This window comes from Pseudoduganella lutea, assembly GCF_004209755.1.
GTDB lineage: Bacteria > Pseudomonadota > Gammaproteobacteria > Burkholderiales > Burkholderiaceae_D > Rugamonas > Rugamonas lutea.
Genome location: NZ_CP035913.1, coordinates 193,929 through 213,710, shown reverse-complemented (window position 1 = coordinate 213,710; position 19,782 = coordinate 193,929). Strand labels below are relative to the sequence as shown.

Annotated in this window: 14 protein-coding genes; 9 read left to right on the top strand and 5 right to left on the bottom strand. The window is 66.6% G+C overall.

Features of this window, described 5'->3' with window-relative positions; all coding sequences use genetic code 11:
• Positions 1-82 precede the first annotated feature (82 nt).
• Positions 83-2,425, bottom strand: a complete 2,343-nt coding sequence (locus EWM63_RS00880) for a DOMON domain-containing protein (RefSeq protein ID WP_207221212.1) — start codon at positions 2,423-2,425, stop codon at positions 83-85.
• Positions 2,426-2,685: 260 nt separating this feature from the next.
• Here EWM63_RS00880 and EWM63_RS00875 point away from each other — a divergent pair, with 260 nt between their 5' ends.
• From EWM63_RS00875 to EWM63_RS00835, 9 genes are all read left to right on the top strand, one after another.
• A complete protein-coding gene (locus tag EWM63_RS00875) occupies positions 2,686-3,846 on the top strand; it encodes a hypothetical protein (RefSeq protein WP_130184865.1) in 1,161 nt (386 codons plus the stop codon).
• A 279-nt stretch (positions 3,847-4,125) separates the two neighbouring features.
• Positions 4,126-5,256, top strand: coding sequence for a mannitol dehydrogenase family protein (locus tag EWM63_RS00870; RefSeq protein ID WP_130184864.1), 1,131 nt, complete (start codon positions 4,126-4,128; stop codon positions 5,254-5,256).
• Complete coding sequence (locus tag EWM63_RS00865; RefSeq protein WP_130184863.1) at positions 5,253-6,092, top strand: amidohydrolase family protein; 840 nt, start codon at positions 5,253-5,255, stop codon at positions 6,090-6,092. The genes EWM63_RS00870 and EWM63_RS00865 overlap by 4 nt, the downstream gene beginning before the upstream one ends.
• Positions 6,093-6,231: 139 nt before the next feature.
• Entirely contained in the window at positions 6,232-7,863 is a 1,632-nt protein-coding gene (locus tag EWM63_RS00860) for an amidohydrolase family protein (RefSeq protein ID WP_165390709.1), read from the top strand.
• Between the two features lie 210 nt (positions 7,864-8,073).
• Positions 8,074-9,684 (top strand): EAL domain-containing protein, encoded by a 1,611-nt coding sequence (locus EWM63_RS00855; protein ID WP_165390708.1) that lies wholly within the window; start codon positions 8,074-8,076, stop codon positions 9,682-9,684.
• Between the two features lie 137 nt (positions 9,685-9,821).
• Positions 9,822-10,109 carry a hypothetical protein gene (locus EWM63_RS00850; protein WP_130184860.1) on the top strand — a complete coding sequence of 96 codons (288 nt, stop codon included), beginning with the start codon at positions 9,822-9,824 and terminating at the stop codon, positions 10,107-10,109.
• 78 nt (positions 10,110-10,187) lie between these two features.
• The gene (locus EWM63_RS00845) at positions 10,188-10,667 is read left to right on the top strand and encodes a hypothetical protein (protein ID WP_130184859.1); all 480 of its coding nucleotides are present in this window, start codon (positions 10,188-10,190) and stop codon (positions 10,665-10,667) included.
• Between the two features lie 587 nt (positions 10,668-11,254).
• Positions 11,255-12,367, top strand: coding sequence for a protein NO VEIN domain-containing protein (locus EWM63_RS00840; protein WP_130184858.1), 1,113 nt, complete (start codon positions 11,255-11,257; stop codon positions 12,365-12,367).
• A gap of 154 nt (positions 12,368-12,521) precedes the next feature.
• Positions 12,522-14,582 carry a PAS domain-containing sensor histidine kinase gene (locus EWM63_RS00835; RefSeq protein WP_165390707.1) on the top strand — a complete coding sequence of 687 codons (2,061 nt, stop codon included), beginning with the start codon at positions 12,522-12,524 and terminating at the stop codon, positions 14,580-14,582.
• A 576-nt stretch (positions 14,583-15,158) separates the two neighbouring features.
• Here the strand turns inward: EWM63_RS00835 and EWM63_RS00830 are convergent.
• From EWM63_RS00830 to EWM63_RS00815, 4 genes are read right to left on the bottom strand one after another with little or no spacing between them, the layout of a single operon-like run.
• A complete protein-coding gene (locus EWM63_RS00830) occupies positions 15,159-16,601 on the bottom strand; it encodes an efflux transporter outer membrane subunit (RefSeq protein WP_229487656.1) in 1,443 nt (480 codons plus the stop codon).
• A 10-nt stretch (positions 16,602-16,611) separates the two neighbouring features.
• On the bottom strand, positions 16,612-17,541 hold the full coding sequence (locus EWM63_RS00825) for an efflux RND transporter periplasmic adaptor subunit (protein WP_130184856.1): 930 nt from the start codon (positions 17,539-17,541) through the stop codon (positions 16,612-16,614).
• On the bottom strand, positions 17,531-17,740 hold the full coding sequence (locus EWM63_RS00820) for a DUF1656 domain-containing protein (RefSeq protein ID WP_130184855.1): 210 nt from the start codon (positions 17,738-17,740) through the stop codon (positions 17,531-17,533). The genes EWM63_RS00825 and EWM63_RS00820 overlap by 11 nt, the downstream gene beginning before the upstream one ends.
• A complete protein-coding gene (locus tag EWM63_RS00815; protein WP_130184854.1) occupies positions 17,737-19,776 on the bottom strand; it encodes an FUSC family protein in 2,040 nt (679 codons plus the stop codon). Before EWM63_RS00815 ends, EWM63_RS00820 begins: the two co-directional genes overlap by 4 nt.
• Between the last annotated feature and the right edge of the window lie 6 nt (positions 19,777-19,782).

Below are 19,782 nucleotides of genomic sequence, written 5' to 3'. Positions count from 1 at the left end.
TCCGGCGTGCCTGCGATCCGCACAGCGTAGGGGACGCGTATGACGGCACGATGACATCGTGGCGGCAGCCGGGGCGGCGGCGTTATACCTCCCACTGCATCTTGATGGTCAGCGCCTTGTTGACCGTGTTGGCTTCGCTGGCCCGGTCGCGCGCGTAGCCGACCGACATCGAGCGGCCATGCCGCCACAGGTGCCGGTACAGCAGCGAGCGGTGCGAGCCCCGCTCGGCCCACAGTGGCAGCCCGGACACGCCATCGTCGCGCCGCGACGACGAGGTGTTCTGCGCCAGCAGCCGCAGCGAATCGCTGGCCGTGAAGTGCAGCATGCCGAGCCAGCGCCAGCCGTTGTCGGCGAATGCCGGGCGGCCGAGCGTGCCCTCGATCCACGCGCGGTTCACACGCACATCCGATTCCATCGCCCAGCCCCGTGCCAGTGCGCCCAGCGCGCCCAGCGGAAAGCGGAAGCCGGCATCGATGACGACATTGCCGCCGCGGCCGACCCGGTCGGCATCCACGTCGAGCTGCCGGCCCAGTGTGACCTCGCCCTTCAGTACGGGCATCCACGGCAGCGGCGACGAGGCAAAGCCGAAGTGCAGGGCCGGCGTGTCGTGCAGCCTGCCCTGGCGGTGCGCCCGTTGCTGGTCGAAGCCCAGGTTGGCCCACAGGTCCGTCTGGCGGCCCGCGCGGAACCAGATCCCCGGCTGCAGCTTGCGTTGCACCACCTGGTTGGCCCGCTGGCCCAGCGTGGCATCGGACAGCGTGCGGATCTCGTGCAGGCCCAGGTGCGCTTCCAGTTCGTAGAGTTTCAGCGGCGCGATGCCGGGCGCCGGGACGGGCACGTTGTGCTCGCCCAGGCGGCGGTTCAGGTTGATGTCCGTCTTCACCACGCCGGTCTGCGGCACGAAGCCATTGTCGTTGACGAAGCCGGGGCCGATCGCTTCCACCTTCACTTCGTTCCACCAGTCGTCGCTGATGTGCACGTACCGGCCCTGCCCGTAGCTGCCGCTGCGCGTGGGGACTTTCACGGTGGCCTCGCGGGGCTCGTCGACGAAGCCGGCGCTGTTTTGCGAGTGCATCAGCAGCATTGATGCCTGCGTGCCGCCGCCACGCCACTGGCCGTCGAACCCTGCCACCTCGTTGCTGCCGCCATCGCCATAATCGCGTTGCGACAGGAAGGCACCCAGCAACATGCCGTCGCGATGCCAGCGCGCGCGCGCCACGCTGGCCAACGTGCGGCGCGTCTGCGCATGCTGCGCCGTTTCATACACGCTGCCGCGCAGCACCACGCCGCCTTCCTCGTCGCGCAGGCTCATCGCGGTGGCGTCGGCCCGGGCATCGCGCCACGTGGCACGCAGGCCCCACTGCGGGCTGGCGACCGTGCGCGAATACACGGCCGACAGCGGCAGGCCCAGCACGTCTGCACTCTCCAGGAAGAAGCCGCGCTTCTCCGGCAGCGACAGGGCGATGCGGCTGGCGCCGGTGGGCATGGGCTCGTCGATTTCCACCTGCGAGAAATCGGGATTGAGCGTGGCGTTGAACACCCAGTCGGCGCGCGGCCGCGCATTGATCTCCAGGCCGACGCTGGCCTCGTTGCCGTGGCGGCGGCCGGCATCGTCCCGGTCGTGGCTGGCGCGGACCGTGAGTTCCGGCTTCAGGTCGACGAAGGCGCGGTCGCGCACGGCCTGCACGGTGCCGCCCATGCCGCCGATCTCCTGCAGCGCATCGATGTAGCTCAGGGAGCCCGTCTTCAACGGCGTGCTCGTGAGCCGCAGCCCGCCCGCATGCGGCACGCTGCGTTCCACCATCAGGCGCCACGTCTTGCCGTCCGCGTAGGGAAAGCGCAGGTTCGACATCGGCCAGCGGATCTCCATGCTGTAGCCGTCGGGCAGGCGGCGCACGGCCGCATCGATGGGAAAATCGGGGCCCAGGTCGTCCTCGTCCTCGTCGGCGCGGTACATGCCGTCGGTGAGCACCCCGTCGATGTTCACGCGCACGAACTGGGCGGCGCGGCCATGGCCGGTGGGGTCGAGCCAGATGCCGATGAAGTCCTGGTCGTTCGCCACCTTGTCGCGCCGCGCCAGCGAGCTGCGCATGTTGTCCGGCGCGCCATCCCATGCGCGGATGCCGAAGATCAGCGCATCGCCATCGATCAGCAGGCGCACGCTCGTGCGCAGGCCTGCCGGCAGCGGCTTGCCGTTCTCCGGCAAGAACTGGTGGAACGTGGCGAATTCGGGCGCGGCCCGCCACGGCGCCTCATCCAGCTTGCCGTCCACCGTGACGAGCTGGTGGCGGTCCAGCAGCAGCGCGGGCATCGATGCGAGCACCGCGCCTTTGTCGGCCGCGGCGGCATATGGCGCGGCAAATGGGGCGACAAACGGGGCGACGGACAGGCAGGCGATGCAGGAAGCTTTCTTGATGAAGTCCATGGATGGGCAGTGGAGTAAATACGATGCCCTAAAACAGTCGAGTCGGGGCGGGGCGGCAGTCTAGCATTAACTTTCTGATAATTCCAGGGCTCCGTGGCCCCCGTGATGACGGGTGACATCCGGTGACACTCCGGCACGCCGTGCGGACACAATCACGACATCCGGCGACAGACGCATTCGCCGGTCCGGCGCAGCATGGAGATCTGCAAATGCATGCGGCGGTGCCATCCGATACCGCCGGGATCCATGGAGGTACTTTCATGATCGCCTACCGGTCGAGCGCAGTGACACAGCACGGCGCGCATTCCATCAACCAATCGCGGCGCAGCTCCTTGATGACGGGCGCGCGCTGGCTGGCCGCGTCGGCCTGGCTGCTGTCGCCGCTGACCATCGGGCCGGCGCTGGCGCAAACGCCGAAGCAGCGCGACTGGCGCTACTGCCACAAGTGCCATGCGATGTTCTTCAACGGCTATCCCGCCAAGGGCGTGTGCAAGGCCGGCGGCGCGCACGAGGCGGCCGGCTTCAATTTCGTGCTGCCGCACGGCGTGCCGGAAACGGCCACCGCCCAAAGCAACTGGCGCTACTGCGGCAAATGCCAGGCATTGTTCTTCAACGGCTTCCCCGGCAAGGGTGTGTGCGCGGCGGATGGCGGACCGCACGTCGCGGCCGGCTATACCTTCACGCTGCCGCACAGTGCCGCCGAAACCCCCGTCGCGCAGGCCAGCTGGCGTTTCTGCCACAAGTGCATGCTGATGTTCTACGACGGCTTTCCCGACAAGGGCAAATGCAACGCCGGGGGCGGGCATGCGGCGGCCGGCCTGGTATTCGTGCTGGCCCACGCGACGAATTACCGGCAGAAGCTGCAGGCCCTTGCGCAACAGCCGGCACGCATGCAGGAAATGCTGCAGATCATGTGGGACGGGCGCGGCAAGGCGCTGCTGACGGAGCACATCGACAAGGCGATCCGCAACCGCGGCCTGGCGGACGGTGTCAACATCAAGGATCCCCATGTGAACCTCGGCAGTATCACGTCGACCGTGCGGCAACTGGCCCCGGACCGGTATGCGGTCGGGTTGGCGGCGCCGGGCAACAACATCAAGTTCGACCTGACCACGCCCACCGTATTCGGCTCCTACGGCGACCCCAGTTTCCGTGTCGGCTTCAAGATGCTGGTGAACCTGGAGATCGCCTACCAGCAGGGTGGCAGCCCGCCCGTGGTGGTGACCGTCGTCGATGCGCGTGTCCACGATTCCACCATCCATGGCGCCAACGCGGTGGGCACGATCGCCGAAACGGCGGGGGACTTCATCACGAAGGGCGGTTTCAGCCGGTCGGTGACGGAAGCGATCAATGCCAACGGCGATTTCAAACCGGACCTGAGCAAGGCCATCACGGCGGCGATGAACAAGGTCAATGCGTGACACCGGACCATCCGCCAGCGCATCTATGGAGGAAGCATGGCTGGTACAGGCTCCGAAACCGCTATACCGCAGCGACCCGGCTGGCGGTTGAACACGCCGCCTTCCGCCGCCACCAGCAAGGTTTCGCTATCCATGCCGTTTCCTTTCGTCCGCTGCCGCGTTGTGGCCTGCAGGGAAAGCATGGGCGGATCGGGCGCACGCGGGCGCTGAAACTTGTGGTGGCACCAGTCTCGTCGGTATGGTATATATTTAATACAGACGACTTGGAGACTGCTACGGATGACAACCGAAACCCCCATCCTGCAATTCGGGACCAGCCGCTTCCTGCAGGCGCACGTCGACCTGTTCGTCGACGAAGCGCTGGAACGGCACGATGCCCTGGGCCGCATCGCCGTGGTGCAGACCACCGGCAACCCGCAAAGCCTGCGCCGGATCGCCGCGCTGGCCGCGCCGGGCGGGTACCCGGTGCGCATCCGCGGTCTTCTGGAGGGCCGGGTGGTCGAGGACGAGCGGCAAGTTACCGCGATCGCGGCGGGGTTCGATGCCGACCGGGACTGGCCCGCAATCCGTGCGCTCGTGGCGACGTCGGTGCAGGTGATCGTGTCGAACACGGGCGATCGTGGGTATGAACCAGTGGCCGGGGATGGGCCGCACCTGCTCGATGGCGATGCGCCGCCGCGCGGCTTTCCGGCCAAGCTGCTGGTGCTGCTGCACGGGCGCTGGCAAGCCGGTGGTGCGCCGCTCACGCTGTATCCGTGCGAGCTGGTCGCGCATAACGGCAGCGTGCTGCGCGACGTGGTGTCGAACATGGCGCGCGCGTGGCGGCTGGACGAGGCATTCGTCGCGTGGCTGCGCGGCCGCTGCATCTGGGTCGATTCGCTGGTGGACCGCATCGTGTCGGAGGCGATCGAGCCGGCCGGCGCGGTGGCCGAGCCCTATGCGATCTGGGTCATGCAGGCGCAGCCGGGCATGGTGCTGCCGTGCCGCCATCCGCGCATCGTGCTGACGGACCGTCTGGCACCCTACGAACGGCGCAAGCTGTTCCTCCTCAATGCCGCGCACACATTCCTCGCCGAACGCTGGCTACTGGAAGGCCGCGCGGCCGATGAAACGGTGGGCCGGGCAATGGCCGATCCGGCGCTGCGGCGCGACCTGGAAGCGCTGTGGGAAGACGAGATCCTGCCCGTGTTCGGTGCGATGAACGAGGGGCCGGCAGCGCGCGCCTACGTGGCCGAGGTGCGCGACCGGTTCGCCAATCCGTTCCTTGCGCACCGCCTGGCCGACATCGCCCAGAACCATGGCGAGAAAAAGCGCCGCAGGCTGCTGCCGATCGTCGTGCTGGCCAGCGAGCTGGCATTGGGCCTGCCCCAGCCGCGCCTGTCCGCCGCGCTGCACATGGAGGCCGCATGAGGATCGACGCCCACCAGCACTTCTGGCAACTGGCCGCGCGCCATGGCGGCTGGCCACCGCCGGAACTGGCCGCCATCCACCGCGATTTCGCGCCACCCGACCTGGAGCCGCTGCTGCGCGAACACGGCATCGGCGCGACGGTGCTGGTGCAGTCGCTGCCGGAGGAAGCCGACACGCGCTTCCTGCTCGATCTCGCGGACCGGTTCCCGTTCATCGCCGCCGTGGTGGGGTGGACGGATCTGAAGGCGCCCGATGCGCCGGAGCGGATCGCCGCGCTCGCGGCACATGCCAAGCTGCGCGGCTTGCGGCCGATGCTGCAGGACCTGGCGGACGAGCGCTGGATCGACGATGCCGCGCTCGACCCGGCTGTGGAGGCGATGCAGCGCCATGGCCTCGCGTTCGATGCGCTGGTGCTGCCGCGGCACCTGCCCGCGCTGCTGGCGTTCGCGCGGCGTCACCCCGCGCTGCCGATCGTCATCGACCACATGGCCAAGCCGCCCATCGGTGCCGGCGCGGCAGAAGCGCTCGCGCGCTGGCGCGACGATCTCGCTGCGCTGGCGGCGCTGCCGCAGGTGCACTGCAAGCTGTCCGGCATCGTCACCGAGGCGGGGCAGGGCTGGACGTTGGGGCATCTGCGGCCCTGCGTAAGGCACGTGCTGGAAACGTTCGGCGCCGGCCGCGTGCTGTGGGGCAGCGACTGGCCCGTGCTCGACCTGGCGGCCGATTACGGCCGCTGGATCGCCGCCAGCGAGGCGCTGCTGGCGCACCTGGACGCGCCGGCCCGCGCGGCCGTCTTCGGGGAAAATGCCCGGCGGTTCTACCGGATTGCAGGCTAGCCGTCCGGATCGCTGATCCTTATTGCAACCATATGGCGACAATCAAAATACAATTTACCTGAACTTTCATCTTCCTGCCCGTGCCATCCTCGCCCCCATTCGCCGGCAATCGTCGGTCAACAGCGCGATGGAGGACACGATGATCCAGTTCAACGGCGGGCAACCGCAGGGCGGTGCGCAGCACCAGGGCCGCAGGAAAATCCTGGCCGGCGACGTGGTCACGATGGATGCGGGGCGCAGGATCGTGCGGCACGGGCGCGTGTGCATCGATGGTGCCGCGATCGCGGCCGTTCTCGCGCCAGGTGAACCGCTGCCGGCCGGCTTCGGCGATGTCGACGTCACGGAAACGGCCGGCACCATCTTTCCCGGTCTGGTCGACTTGCACAACCACCTCACCTACAACATGCTGCCCTTGTGGCAGGTGCAGAAGCGGTACACGAACCGCAACCAGTGGCGCACGCAGGAGGCGAGCTACCAGTCCGACGTGGCACGGCCGGCCAGCCTGCTGGCCCGCCATCCCGATCCCGGCTATACGCGGGCGATCATCCGCTATGCCGAATGCCGCAGCCTGTTTGGCGGCGTGACGACAGCGCAGGGCATGTCGCTGTCGTCGTCGCACGGCACGCGCAAGCTGTTCGAGGGGCTGGTGCGCAACGTCGAGCAGCCGCTCGAACATGATTGGCCGATAGCAGGGTGCCAGACGCTGGACTTCCATCCCGAGGAAATCAGGAGCAAGCTCGTGCCGGCACTGGCGACCGGCATGCCGTTCTTCTACCACCTGAGCGAGGGCACGGACCGCCTGGCGCGCCAGCGTTTCCGCGACCTGCTGCTGAACGATGGCCGCTGGGCCGTCGGCAAGTCGATGATCTGCATCCACTGCGTGGGCCTGAAGTCGCGCGACTTCAGCGTGATGGCGCGCACGGCCGGCATGGTCTGGTCGCCCACCAGCAACCTGCTGCTGTATGGCCGCACGGCCGATGTCGCCGCCGCGAAGAAGCGCGGCGTGCCCATCGCCCTCGGTGCGGACTGGAGCCCGAGCGGGTGCAAGAACCTGCTCGGCGAGCTGAAAGTGGCACGGGCGGTCAGCGCACGGCGGAGCACGGGCGGGGACAGCCTGTTCACGCCACGCGAGCTGGTGGAGATGGTGACCTCGGTGCCGGCGACCATGCTGGGATGGGCGAAGCATATCGGCTCGATCGCCACCGGCCTTCGCGCCGACCTGCTCGTCATCGACGGCACGCACGCCGATCCGTACACCGCCCTGATCGATGCCGGCGAGTCCGCGATCCGTGCCATCCTCATCGATGGCCGTATCCGCGTGGGCGAAGCCGCCGCGTTCACCGTCGGCGATCCGCTGACGAGCGAGTCGTTCACCATCGGCGGCAAGGAATACCACATCGACCTGGTGGAAGAGGGGGACGACGCGATGGGCGGCATGACGCTGGCCGCCGCCGTGGACAAGCTGGCGCATGGCCTGGCGCACCTGCCAGAACTCGCGGAAGAGTCGGCGCAGCCGGCGCCGGCGATGGCGCGCGGCGCGGCCCCGGAATGGCGGCTGGACCTGGAGATGGAAGACCACGACGACCATGTGCACATGGGCGCCCGTGCCCACGCCGCGCCGGCAGGCATCGCCCTGCGCGCCGCGGCCGACACGCCGGTGCGGCGGATGGCCCTCGATCCGATCACCGCGGTGGACGACAACCGGTTCATCGAACGCCTGCTGGGCAATCCGAACCTGCCGGGCTATGTGCGGAAGAGCCTGCGGCAGTAGCGCTGCTGCGCCACGCCCCGGCATGGAAACGGCTGAAGAAGGCGGCCACCGCTGGAGGTTTCGCCGATGACCGCGTGCCTGACCAGCTTGTGAAACGGTACTCTGCTATGGCAATCACCTTTGCTGCGAAGCTGCCTGATGGGTGGGAGTATACTGCCTGCTCATTGGGAGCAACGGGCGGCCCTGCGCCCGGCCGACCGCGGAGGCGACATGAACAGACGAGCGGTGTCCAGCGCAACCCTGCTGCTGCTTGCTGCAGTCGCGGCCGGCGTCGCGCCCTGGCTCGCCTACAGGGAAGCGCATTACCAGGCCCATCGGGCCGAGGCCGACCTCGCGCTTGGCTACGCACGTGACATCACGCGCCGGACCGACGAAACGGGGCGGCAGGCATTTCGCGGCATCGATCAGCTTGAAGCATCCGGCTTCCCACCCTGCTCAGTAGAGTCACAGGCGCTGATGCGTCGTATCGACCTGTCGTCCACGTACATCCAGGCCATCGGTTACGTCCGTGGCGATACGCTGGCATGCTCTTCGATGGGTATGCAACCCGTCGCTCTGGGCGCCAAGACATTTCGTACTTCCAGGAATGTTGTCGTGCACACCCGCGTGCCGCTTGCCGGCGATATCTCCAGCCCGTTGATCGGCATACAGCGCGGTGATTATGCCGTGCTGTTTCACCGCGACCTGCCGCTCGATACCTGGACCACGGTCCCGGATGTGTCGCTCGCCGCGCTGCACCTGGAGATGAAGGATAGCGGCACGCCGATGACCAACCGGGGATACGTCGATCGGCGATGGCTGGAGCAGCTGGGCGACAAGCGCGAAGTCACCTTCCTGACCGACCGTTACCTCGTTGCCGTGGTCCGTTCCCCGTCCTACCTGAACGCGGGTGTCGCAGCCGTGCCGCGCGCCCACCTCGACCGGCGCACGATGGACATCGCAATGCGGGTGGTCCCCGCCGGCGTGGTGGCCGGCATCGCGCTGGCCCTGGCGATCCTGTTGCTGGCCCGGCGCCAGATGTCGTTGGCCAGCGCCATCAGGCATGCCCTGCGCAAGAACGAGTTCTTTCTTGTCTACCAGCCGATCGTCGAGCTGGCAACGGGAAAATGGGTGGGTGCCGAAGCATTGCTGCGCTGGCGCCGCGCCACGGGTGAACTGATCGGCCCCGACCTGTTCATCCCTGTCGCCGAGCGCACCGGCGCCATCACGAAGCTGACCGAACGCGTGCTTCGCCTGGTGCAGGAGGATACCGGCCGCTTCCTGGCCGATCACCCGACATTCCACGTCGCCCTGAATCTTTCGGCAGCCGATCTCCTGACGACGACCATCGTCGATCTGCTCGACCAATTGCTCCATCGGACGGGTGCCAGGCCGAGCAACGTGCTGGTCGAACTGACCGAGCGGGCCTTGCTCGACATCGGACCTGCCCGGAAAGTCATTTGCGACCTGCGAGCGCGTGGCATCGAGGTTGCCATCGACGACTTCGGCACCGGATACTCGAGCCTCTCCTACCTCGAGTCGCTGGAACTCGATTATCTCAAGATCGATCGCTCGTTCATCGAAGCCATCGGCACGCGTGCCCCCACCAGCCAGGTGGTCAGCCACATCATCCCGATGGCGCGCGCAATGGGATTGCGCATGATCGCCGAGGGCGTGGAGACCCGGGAACAAGCCGACTTCCTGATCGAAAACGGCGTGCAGTATGCGCAGGGATGGCTGTTTGCCAAGCCGATGGCGTTCGCCGAACTCTGCCTTGCGCTCGAGCGGATGAACGGCGTGCAGGCAAACGAGGATTTGGCTGCCCAGGTAACGCAAACGTAGTTTGCCGTGCCGGAGTACATTCCGGAATACATAGCTGTTAGCGAACATCTGGTCGAGCAGAATACTTGGTGGTCATGTCAACCACGCCTATACTGGTCTTGTTCGGCCTCACCCGGGCCCAGCCACACGGAGGCGATATGGCACTGGAGCAAGAGAACATTGAGATGCTATACAGATGGCTCTTGAAATGCTCGAAGGAGACATTAGTCGGCAAGCCAAATCAATTCTATATCGATACGTTGTGCACGGATATCAAAGATTTTTGCTGCGGGGGACAGTGGAACGGGCTCGACCAGACGTATCGTGGTGCGTGGCTGGGCGAAATCGCAAGGCGCCTCGAAATCGCGTTTCCGGATGCGGAAACTGGCGTGTTCAAAAATAGTAAAGATACGTTCGTTAAGCGCAAGCAAATCGAGAACCTGTAATTTGAAGAGGCTACGGGTTTCAGGAAGATATTCTTCAGCCAATTCGACATCAATCCCAATTGAAAGGGAGTAGGCGGCATGTCGCCCGCATGGATTGCGAGGAAGTCAATCTTATCTGCTGCGGAGGAACTAAAGTTATCTGTTTCGACGAGCAAACAGCAGCAATTGCCTGACGAGAAGAGCAATAGTCTGCGCATTAGCCTGTACCTGCATGCCGGTAAATGGATCACGATGAACAATCGGGGATTTGCTTTGCACTCGCTCGCCGAAGTCCGCCCGCAACGGCTCGTGTTCGTTACTGCGCTGAGCACCGACGAAAAGGGCCGCTTGAATACGACTATGCGCCACTTGAATTTTAGCCAATCCGAACCGGTCACGCGGCGGCGCGCGGCCAATTGGGAGGCTCAAATTCCGACCAGCGTGATTGCGGTACCGTTCACCAAGAAAGATACCAGGGTGGTTTATACGGTCAAGGCGATCGATATGGTCGGCCCTCTAGATCACGGAAACGCCGGCGTGATGAGCAAGTGCAATTTGCTCGTAACCGGTGCCGATTGACGATCCCTGGGCAGTGGTCGCTCTCAGACGTAGAAGCCAGACTGCGACGGCAGGCGCGACACGCTGGCGAACTTGTGTAAGTCGCCCCATCCGAACATAGATGATGATCTTGTGCAGCTTGCAGGTGGCCAGCTAGTTTTGCTCAATGCCGATGTACTTAGCGCCCAGCTCGGTCAACTGAACAGCCGATTCTTACTACTCATCGGGATGACCCGCAGCATCTGCCTGAGTTGATTCGGGTCGATCGATTCTGGATGATCCAAATAGCCGACAGCCCGACCTGGCCCTCACAAATATATGCCAGCGCACCAACTAATGAGCTGCTCGGCAGGAATCCCTCAATAGTCTAGACTGTCATGGGGGCTCGTCTACTAAGTGCTAGCGTTACCGAGGCGTAGTCGATTTCTGTCTAAGTGTTGAAGTACCTCCGTGTTTCTCGACAACTTTAGACGAAAGGCGCTTCAGGCAGATCATCTTAGACCGCGCATCCGAGCGCTGTAGGGCAGGCACCCGAAATGGTTCTCACGGGTTTGAGCGCGCGAGCGGCCTCAGCCGTGGTAACCTGCCGAAAACTACCGGCAGGTACAATGAAGAACAAGCCCATTTCACCGGATGCCGTCCGTCGCGCGCTCGCGGAATTCGACGATGTCGGCCGCTCTTATTTCCACGAGAAGTATGCGGTTCCTCGCTCAAGGGAATATATGCTGCGCGAACCCGTCAGTGGCAAGCTGTACGACGTATTGGCGGTCACCGCGGCCGTCGCAAGAAGTGCCGGTCTTAACGGTGAGCCGGTCAACGTACTAACGAACGGCGAAGATGATGCCGGGCAATTATTGGTCGACCTGGGTTTCGAGGTCGTGCGCGTCGGGCTCGACTGGAGCTCGGCCGAAGTGGAAGCGACCGTGGCTGACTATTTCGAGATGCTGAAACTCGAATCGCTCGGCGCACCCTACAGCAAGGCCGAGCATAATGAGCAGTTGCGTAAGCAACTGACCACCCGCAGCAGATCGTCAATCGAACTGAAGCATCAAAACATCTCGGCGGTTCTCGACCAGATGCAGCTGCCTTATATCCGCGGCTACAAACCGCGCGGGAACCTGCAGGCACTGCTGCGCGAAACCGTGCTGCGCCATGTCGATCGGCACCGCGAAGCATTGCAGGCCGTGATGGACAATTTTGATGCGCAGGTGCAGCCCGGCGAGGAGCGTTACATTGGCGTCCTTGTCGAGCGCCCCCAGGTGGTGGAGCTACCTGCACCCCAACAGCGCACGCGTTTGCCGCGCAAGCTCGACTATGCGGCACGCGAGGAGCGCAACCGCTTACTGGGACGGGGCGGCGAAGCATGGACCGTTCACTACGAGCAGGCACGCTTGGCCGCAGAAGGCAGGCCCGACCTCGCCGGAAGAATCGACTGGATCAGCGACAGGCTGGGTGATGGCGCCGGCTACGACATCCTGTCCTATGAACGGTCCGAGGTCACGCGGTTCATCGAGGTGAAGACAACGAATGCCGGCCCGCTGGCACCGTTCATCGTCACGCGCAATGAACTGACGTTCTCGGAAGAGTTTCCGGATGCGTTTTGCCTGTATCGCCTTTTCGAATTCGCCAGTGCACCGAGACTGTTCGTCCTGAGGGGGCCGCTGGCTGACCATGTGCAGCTGGAAGCGATCGACTTTCGTGCAAGGTTGAAGGCGGTATAGATCCGGCACCTCCTGCCAGCGCCAGAATTGCCGGTTCGCGACACTCACCGTTTCACTCAGCCGCATGCATGATTGCTGGCACGCGCAGCAGCGCTGTCGTCGCCGGCGCGGCCGATCCAGTAGAATCTGGCCTTCCCCGCAACCGGCCACTTTCGTGACAGACCAGGATCAGCTTCTCGCCTTTACCCTCAACGGCGGCGCCACCGGCGCGCGGATGCGCGCACGCGACTGGTCCGGTCATCCGCTGGGTGCGCTGGCGCAGTGGCCGTCGGCCCTGCGCACCACGCTGGGCACCGTGCTCGGCTCGTCGTTCCCCACGTTCGTTACATGGGGCGAGGCGAATTACCTGTTCCACAACGACGCCTACCTGCCGATGCTCGGCAAGCGGGCGGACAGCACGCTCGGCCAGCCATACGAGCAGGTGTGGAGCGAGGTGTGGGCGGACCTCGGGCCCTACGTGGCCCGCGTGAAGGACGGCGAATCGTTCTTCTTCGAGAATTACGCCACCACGCTGTACCGCAACGGTGCGCCGGAACAGACCTGGTTCACGTTCTCGTTCAGCCCCGTGCGCGACGAGGCGGGACTTGTGCGCGGCATGCTGTGCACCGTGATCGAAGTCACCGACAAGGTGCTGGCGCTGGCCCGGCACAAGGAGGCCGAGGAGCGGCTGGCGCTGTCGCTGGAGGCATCCGGCAATATCGGCACGTGGTCGGTGGACCTCGAGACGGCAACCACGCATGTCGACGAACGCTTCGCGCGCCTGTTCCAGCTCGATGCGGCCGTGGCGATGGCGGGCACGGATCTGGTGCGGTTCACCGACATGATCCACGCCGAAGACCGGCCCCACGTGCTGGCCGCGATCGATCGGGCGATCAACGACGAAACGCTGTACGACACCGAATACCGTATTCCACAGCGCTCGGGGCTCGACGTGTGGATCAATGCACGCGGCAAGGTGTTCACCAGCCTGGAAACAGGCCGGCGCCAGTTCGCCGGCATCGCCATCGACGTCACCGAGCGCAAGCTGGCGGAGCGGCGCCGCATCGAGAGCGAGCAGGCGGCGGCCGAAGCGTCCATGCGGGCGGCCGAGAGCGCGCGCAGGATGGAGGACAGCGAAACGCGCTTCCGCCTGATGGCCGACGATATTCCGCAAATCGTCTGGGCAGCCAACGCCGCCGGCATCAACGATTACATCAACACGCGATGGTTCGAGTACACCGGCGAGCCGCTGCCGCGCCGGCCCGACTGGGACTGGCGGCCGCTGATCCACCCTGACGACCTGCCGCTGCTGGAAGAGGCGTGGCGCGCCTGCCTTGCCACCGGCCACCGTTTCGAGATCGAGCATCGCCTCTGGCACCACACGGGCCAGTTCCGCTGGGTGCTGAACCGCGCCGTGCCGTCGACGGACGCCATCGGGCCGCATACCCGCTGGTTGGGCACGCTGACCGACATCCACGACAAGAAGACGGGCGAGGAGGAGTTGCGCACGCAGTCGCGCCGCAAGGATGAATTCCTGGCCATGCTGGCCCACGAGCTGCGCAACCCGCTCGCGCCCATCAGCACCGCCGCCCATATGCTGGCGCTGGGGCGCCTCGATGCGGAGCAGGCGCGCAGATCGAGCGAGGTGATCGTGCGGCAGGTGCGGCACATGACGAGCCTCGTCGACGACCTGCTCGACGTGTCGCGTGTCACGCGCGGGCTGGTGGAGCTGGAGCGTGAAGTAGTCGACCTGCCCTCCGTGCTGGCCAGCGCCATCGAGCAGGTGCGCCCGCTCGTCGACGCGCGCGGCCATGTGCTGGCGGTGGATATGGCAGATGCGGCGGATGCGGCGGGCGGCCTGCCGCTGGTGCACGGCGACCGCGTGCGCCTCGTGCAGGTGGTCACCAACCTGCTGAACAACGCGGCCAAGTACACACCGCCGAACGGTCGCATCGCCGTGTCGGTCACGGCCGGGGAGGGCAGCGTGGCCATCGCCGTGTGCGACAACGGCGTTGGCATCGCCGCGGACGTGCTGCCGCACGTGTTCGAGCTGTTTACGCAGGCCGAACGCACGCCGGACCGCTCGCAGGGTGGCCTGGGCATCGGCCTCGCGCTCGTGCACAGCCTCGTGCAGCTGCATGGCGGCACCGTGTGCGCCGCCAGCGCGGGGCTGGGGCAGGGCAGCACATTCACGGTGACACTGCCGGCGCTGGCCGAAATGCCCGCTCCCGCATGAAGCCGATTGTGACAAGATATGGCTTTTGGTGATGATTGGTATGGCCACAATAAATTGGCCTGACCGGAAACACGGTGGCATGATGCACCTGTCTCCTCCAATTTCCCAAGAATTGGAATTTGCCGGCTCTCGAAGCCGGCTTTTTTTTGTCCGGATTTCCGCGCGCATGCCTTGAGGCTTCGTGAAAGCCAGATGAAAGCACGGGGAAGGATAATGGGCGGGCAATCGCGATCGGGACGCGCAGCCAGGCCGGGTAGGTGGCTTATAGCTGAGCGTTAATGCGAATGGTTCGTATTTTACGAACCGACGTTCAAATTAGTTCGCCTTATTTATTCCGCCAGGAAGTTCTACACTAGCCCCGGCGAGACAGCTCGCACAGTGTTTCGACAGCGCCTGCCCCATGGCGCGCTTCCCTTCGCGGTGGTCCGGTTTCCGGCCGCCGCTTTTTTTATGGGCGCTGCAAAACACCAAAACACTGCGCGAACCGCATTTTCGCTTTTCTTTGCGAAGTGCGCCAGTCCCAATGCACCAGGACAGGGCGGCATGGGCGCCCGAGAGGCCGTAAGCAGCCCGTGTTCAGCCGCCGGAACCTTCCCAGCCGCCGCCCAGCGCAAGGAAAAGCGCCACCTGGTCGGCGGCCACCTGCGCATCGGAGGCCGCCAGCGCGCTGTCGCCGGTGACCAGCGTGCGGTCGGCATCGAGCACCGACAGGAAATCGATCTTGCCGGCTTCGTACAGGCGGTGCGACTGGCTGGCGGCCAGCGCGCTCTGCTCGCGCGCGGCGCGCAGTGCGGCATTGCGATCGAGTTCGCGCGCGTAGACGGTCATTGCCGATTCCGTTTCACGCAGGGCGTTCAGCACGATGCCATCGAAGCGGGCCAGCGCCGCGGCCGTGGCGCTTTCCGCCTGGGCCACGCGGGCATGGCCGGCTTTCGTGGGCAGCGTCCACGAGACCAGCGGACCCAGGCTCCAGCGCATGGCGTCGCCGGCGCCGAAGCGGTCCAGCGCGCCCGTGCTGCCGGCCGACAGCCCCAGGCTCACGCTGGGATACAGGTCGCTGGTGGCGACACCGATGCGGGCGGTGGCGGCGGCCAGGCTGCGCTCGGCGCCGCGGATGTCCGGCCGGCGGCGCAGCAGCGCGGCACCGTCGCCCACGGGCATGGGCTGCGCCAGCCGCGGCGCGGCGGAGCAGGCGATTTCGCCATCGGCCATGTCGGCGGGTGCGCGGCCGGTCAGCGCGGCGAGCCGGAACCGCGCGGTGCGGGTTTGCGCCAGCAGGGGCGGGAGCGCGGCGCGCAACTGTTCGAGCTGGGCGCGGGCGCGCGAGGCCTCGAGCGCCGTGCCGCGGCCGGCGCGGATGCGCCGCTGCGTCAGGTCCACGAAGCGCTGTTGCAGGTCGACCGACCGGCGTGCCACGTCCAGCTGGTGGCGGGCGCCGCACGCGTCCACGTAGGCACGGGCCGTGTCGGCGGCCACGGTCACGCGCGCCAGGTCGAGCGCCGCTTCGGCGGCCTCGCTGTCCGCGCCGGCCGCCTCGACGCCGCGGCGGATCTTGCCGAACAGGTCGAGCTGGTACGACACGGTGACGCCCGCGTCATGGCTGTAACCGTCCGCCAGGGGCTCGGGCAAGCCCTTCGCCGCGGCCGATGCGCGGCCATAGGCCGGCCCGCCGGAAGCGCCGATCACGGGTTCGGCGGCGCCGGCCACTTCACGCTGTACCGCGCGGGCCCGCGCCAGGTTCGCGGCCGCCACGCGCAGGTCGGTATTGGCGGCGAACGCCTTGCCGACCAGCGCGTCGAGCGCCGGGTCGCGGTACAGCCGCCACCAGCCGGGCGGCAGAGGTTCGCCGCGGAACGCGGGTTCTCCGGCGCTGACGAACGGCGCAGCGGCGGCCGGGCGCTCGATCACCGCCTTGGCGGGCAGCTCGTAGTCGGGGCCCACGGTGCCGCAGGCCGCCAGCACGGCCAGCGATGCAAGCAGCGGCAGTCGCATCAGGTTGCGCATGGTTTCCTCCTCCATGGTTTACTCCTCAAGACCGCGTGGCGTGCACGGCGACGGTGGCGCTTGCGGGTGGCGCCGCATGCCTCACGTCGACCGTCACCGTCTGGCCCGCAACAAGGCGCGTCCCGGCGGGCAGCGCATCGAGTTTCACGCGCACCGGAATGCGCTGCGCCAGCCGCACCCAGTTGAACGTGGGGTTCACGTTCGACAGCAGGTTCGGCGACGTGCTGCGGTCACGGTCGGCGATGCCGCCGGCAAGACTCTCGACGTGGCCATGCAGCACACCGGTTGCTCCCATCGGCGTTACCAGCACCGGGTCGCCGATGCCGATCACGGCCAGTTTGGTTTCCTCGAAATAGCCTTCCACGTAATACGAATCGCGGTCGATCAGCGCCATCACGGCGTGGCCGGCCGTCACGTAGCCGCCGGCGCGCAGGTCGAGGTTGGTGACGGTGCCGTTGACGGTGGAGACGACGCGCGTGCGCGACAGGTTCAGCCTTGCCACGTCGCGGCCGACGATCGCCTGTGCCAGCGCGGCACGCAGCTCGTCCACTTTCGCGGACGACTGCTCGCGCACTTCCTGCGCCACCAGGTCGCGCAGTTCGGCATTGCGGCGCGCATCCTTCTCGGCCTGGCCAAGCGCCACGCGCTGGGCCGTCACCGCCGCCTCGGCCTGCCGCAACGCCAGTGCGAAGCGCGACGGGTCGATCTCGAACAGCACGTCGCCCGCCTTCACCTGCGCGTTGTCGCGCACCAGCACCTTCGTCACCTGCCCGGTCACGTCCGGCGCCACCTGCACCACGTCGGCCTTCACGCGGCCATCACGCGTCCAGGGTGCCACTTCGTAGTGCTGCCACAGGCGCCAGGCGAGGGCGCCGGCCGCGGCCAGCGCGGCCATCGTCACGAGAAAGCGCGCCAGCGCCAGCGCGGAGGTCTTGAGGGTGGTTTCAGTAGCCATAACGGGTCATCAACAGGGAAAAGCCGCCCAGCACAATGCCGAACAGCGCGAATTCAAAGAGAGCGGGGTGCCACACGAAGCGGTAGAAGCCAACGCGCAGCAGCAGCTTGCCCAGCACGCGGGTGCACACCAGCGCGGCCAGCGCGAGCAGCAGCAGGGTGGGCACGTAGAGGCCGTGCAGGCTGACTTCGGCGATCATCGGAATTCCATGGGCAAGGGTTCATAAGGAGCGGCATGGGGAAACAGGTCGCGCCGCATGCTGGCCAGCGCGGCGGCAGCCGTGGCGCGCATGGTGTCGTCCAGCGCATGGCCTTCGACCGCGCGGCAGACGGCACGCAGCGTAGTGTCGAGCTGTGCCAGCAGGCTGTCGCGGGACGACGCGGCGAGGCTGAAATGCGCAGCCACCTGATCGAGCAGCGCGCGCAGCGGCACGCCGGCCGGTTCGAGCCGCGCGCCCAGGCCACGCAGCTGCGCGATGTGCAGGCCCACGCGCAGTTCGCGCATGTTTTCCAGCGCGGCGGCACGCACTTCCGGTGCCGCCTTTGCCAGCGCGAGACGGGGCATCAGCAGCGCGACGCGGTCGACCACGCGCGCCGACACTTCCAGCAGCGCCGGTGCACGGGGCGACCGCGCCATCCGCACCAGTTCCGCGCGGGCGCGAGCGAGCATGCGGCGCGCCATCCATGGCGCATCCACGGTGCGCATCATGCGCGTGACCACCGCGGCGGCAATGTAGCCGAGCATCTGCGCCAGCAGGCCATTGACGAACGACGCCATGTCGAGCTGGTTCGTGTCCTGCAATGCCAGCGTGCTGGCGATGCCGATCACGAACGTCAGCGCGTTGCCATAGGTGGCCGGGCGCGCCATGTACACGCCCAGCAGCAGGAATACCGGTGCCAGCGCCAGCACCAGCATTTCATAACTGTGCACGGCCGGCAGCACCACGAGGATGTAGAACACCGATACCGGCACCGACCACAGCGTGAACTTCACGAAGCCCGTGATCGCCGGCACGGGATCGTCCATCGTGGCGAAGAAACAGCAGGCCACGCCGGCCAGCATCGGCGCGGCGGCGCCGGCCGGCCAGCCGGTCACGATCCAGAACGCGCAGCAGGCCAGGATCGCGATCGCCGCCGCCAGCGCGGAGCGCAGCGCCATGCCATGGTCGCGGTGCAACACCGCCGGCGTGAGGTGGGGCGGCGTGGCCGGCGGTGCGCCGTGCAGCACGGCGTCGATGCTGTCGCGCAGTTCCAGGCTTTCCTCGCAGGCGGCGACCAGCGCGCCGAGGCGCTGCGCCAGGTTCACCTGCAGGATCGCGCGCCACGCCGCATCGGGCGCCAGTGCCGGCGTCAGCGCGGCGAGCCGTGTGCGCAAAGCCGCCGCGCGGGCGGGATCGGCGGCGCGGCCTTCCTCGATCCACCTCGCCACGTCGTCCAGCATGGCCTGCCAGTGGGCTTCGACGGGACCAATTTCCGCCAGCGCCTGCAGCCGGTCCTCGACAGCGAGCAGCAGCGGCACCATCACGGCCAGGCGGTCATGCAGCGCATGCACCATCGCGCCGGTCCAGCGCAGGTGCGACGTATCGAACGGCAGGTGCGTGGACATCACGCGCATGTCGCTGATCTCGGCGGCCAGCGCCAGGCGCACGTGCGTATCTTTCCTTCCGGCGGCGGGCCGCAGCACGTCGAGCATCCAGCCGCGCGCGTCGCCGATCGCGCGGTCCAGCCGGCCCAGCAGCGCCGGCCCGACACCCTGGGGAAAGACCAGCGAATGCACCAGCGTGGCGGACAGGATGCCGACACCGATTTCCTCGACACGGGCCAGCGCCGTGTCGAACACGGTGCCGGGATCGGCCACCGACGGAAAGCCGATCAGCCCGGCCGTGTAGCCAGCCAGCATGAAGACATAGGAACGCGGCGTGCGGTCGAGCAGCGAAACGTACAGGCACACGGCGACCCAGCAGGCCAGGGCGAGCGACAGCAGTTCGGGGGCGTTGGCCAGGTTCGGCACCATGGCCACCGTGGCGGCCGAACCGACGAGCGTGCCGCAGACGCGGAACTGCGCCTTCGAGCGCACCGCGCCGGCCAGCGGGCTGGCCACGATGTACGCGGCCATCATCGCCCAGAATGGTCGCGGCAGGCCGGCCGCCATCGACACGTACAGCGCCAGCATCGATGCCGTGAAACACTTGGCCGAGAACAGCAGTTCGCGCGGCTGTGGGCATTGCAACAGCATCGCCGC

What these genes read in the sequence shown, in the direction of transcription:
- EWM63_RS00880 (WP_207221212.1), bottom strand. Translation starts at nt 2,425, where the DNA reads ATGGACTTCATCAAGAAAGCTTCCTGCATCGCCTGCCTGTCCGTCGCC.
- EWM63_RS00875 (WP_130184865.1), top strand. Translation starts at nt 2,686, where the DNA reads ATGATCGCCTACCGGTCGAGCGCAGTGACACAGCACGGCGCGCATTCC.
- EWM63_RS00870 (WP_130184864.1), top strand. Translation starts at nt 4,126, where the DNA reads ATGACAACCGAAACCCCCATCCTGCAATTCGGGACCAGCCGCTTCCTG.
- EWM63_RS00865 (WP_130184863.1), top strand. Translation starts at nt 5,253, where the DNA reads ATGAGGATCGACGCCCACCAGCACTTCTGGCAACTGGCCGCGCGCCAT.
- EWM63_RS00860 (WP_165390709.1), top strand. Translation starts at nt 6,232, where the DNA reads ATGATCCAGTTCAACGGCGGGCAACCGCAGGGCGGTGCGCAGCACCAG.
- EWM63_RS00855 (WP_165390708.1), top strand. Translation starts at nt 8,074, where the DNA reads ATGAACAGACGAGCGGTGTCCAGCGCAACCCTGCTGCTGCTTGCTGCA.
- EWM63_RS00850 (WP_130184860.1), top strand. Translation starts at nt 9,822, where the DNA reads ATGGCACTGGAGCAAGAGAACATTGAGATGCTATACAGATGGCTCTTG.
- EWM63_RS00845 (WP_130184859.1), top strand. Translation starts at nt 10,188, where the DNA reads ATGTCGCCCGCATGGATTGCGAGGAAGTCAATCTTATCTGCTGCGGAG.
- EWM63_RS00840 (WP_130184858.1), top strand. Translation starts at nt 11,255, where the DNA reads ATGAAGAACAAGCCCATTTCACCGGATGCCGTCCGTCGCGCGCTCGCG.
- EWM63_RS00830 (WP_229487656.1), bottom strand. Translation starts at nt 16,601, where the DNA reads ATGGAGGAGGAAACCATGCGCAACCTGATGCGACTGCCGCTGCTTGCA.
- EWM63_RS00825 (WP_130184856.1), bottom strand. Translation starts at nt 17,541, where the DNA reads ATGGCTACTGAAACCACCCTCAAGACCTCCGCGCTGGCGCTGGCGCGC.
- EWM63_RS00820 (WP_130184855.1), bottom strand. Translation starts at nt 17,740, where the DNA reads ATGATCGCCGAAGTCAGCCTGCACGGCCTCTACGTGCCCACCCTGCTG.
- EWM63_RS00815 (WP_130184854.1), bottom strand. Translation starts at nt 19,776, where the DNA reads ATGCTGTTGCAATGCCCACAGCCGCGCGAACTGCTGTTCTCGGCCAAG.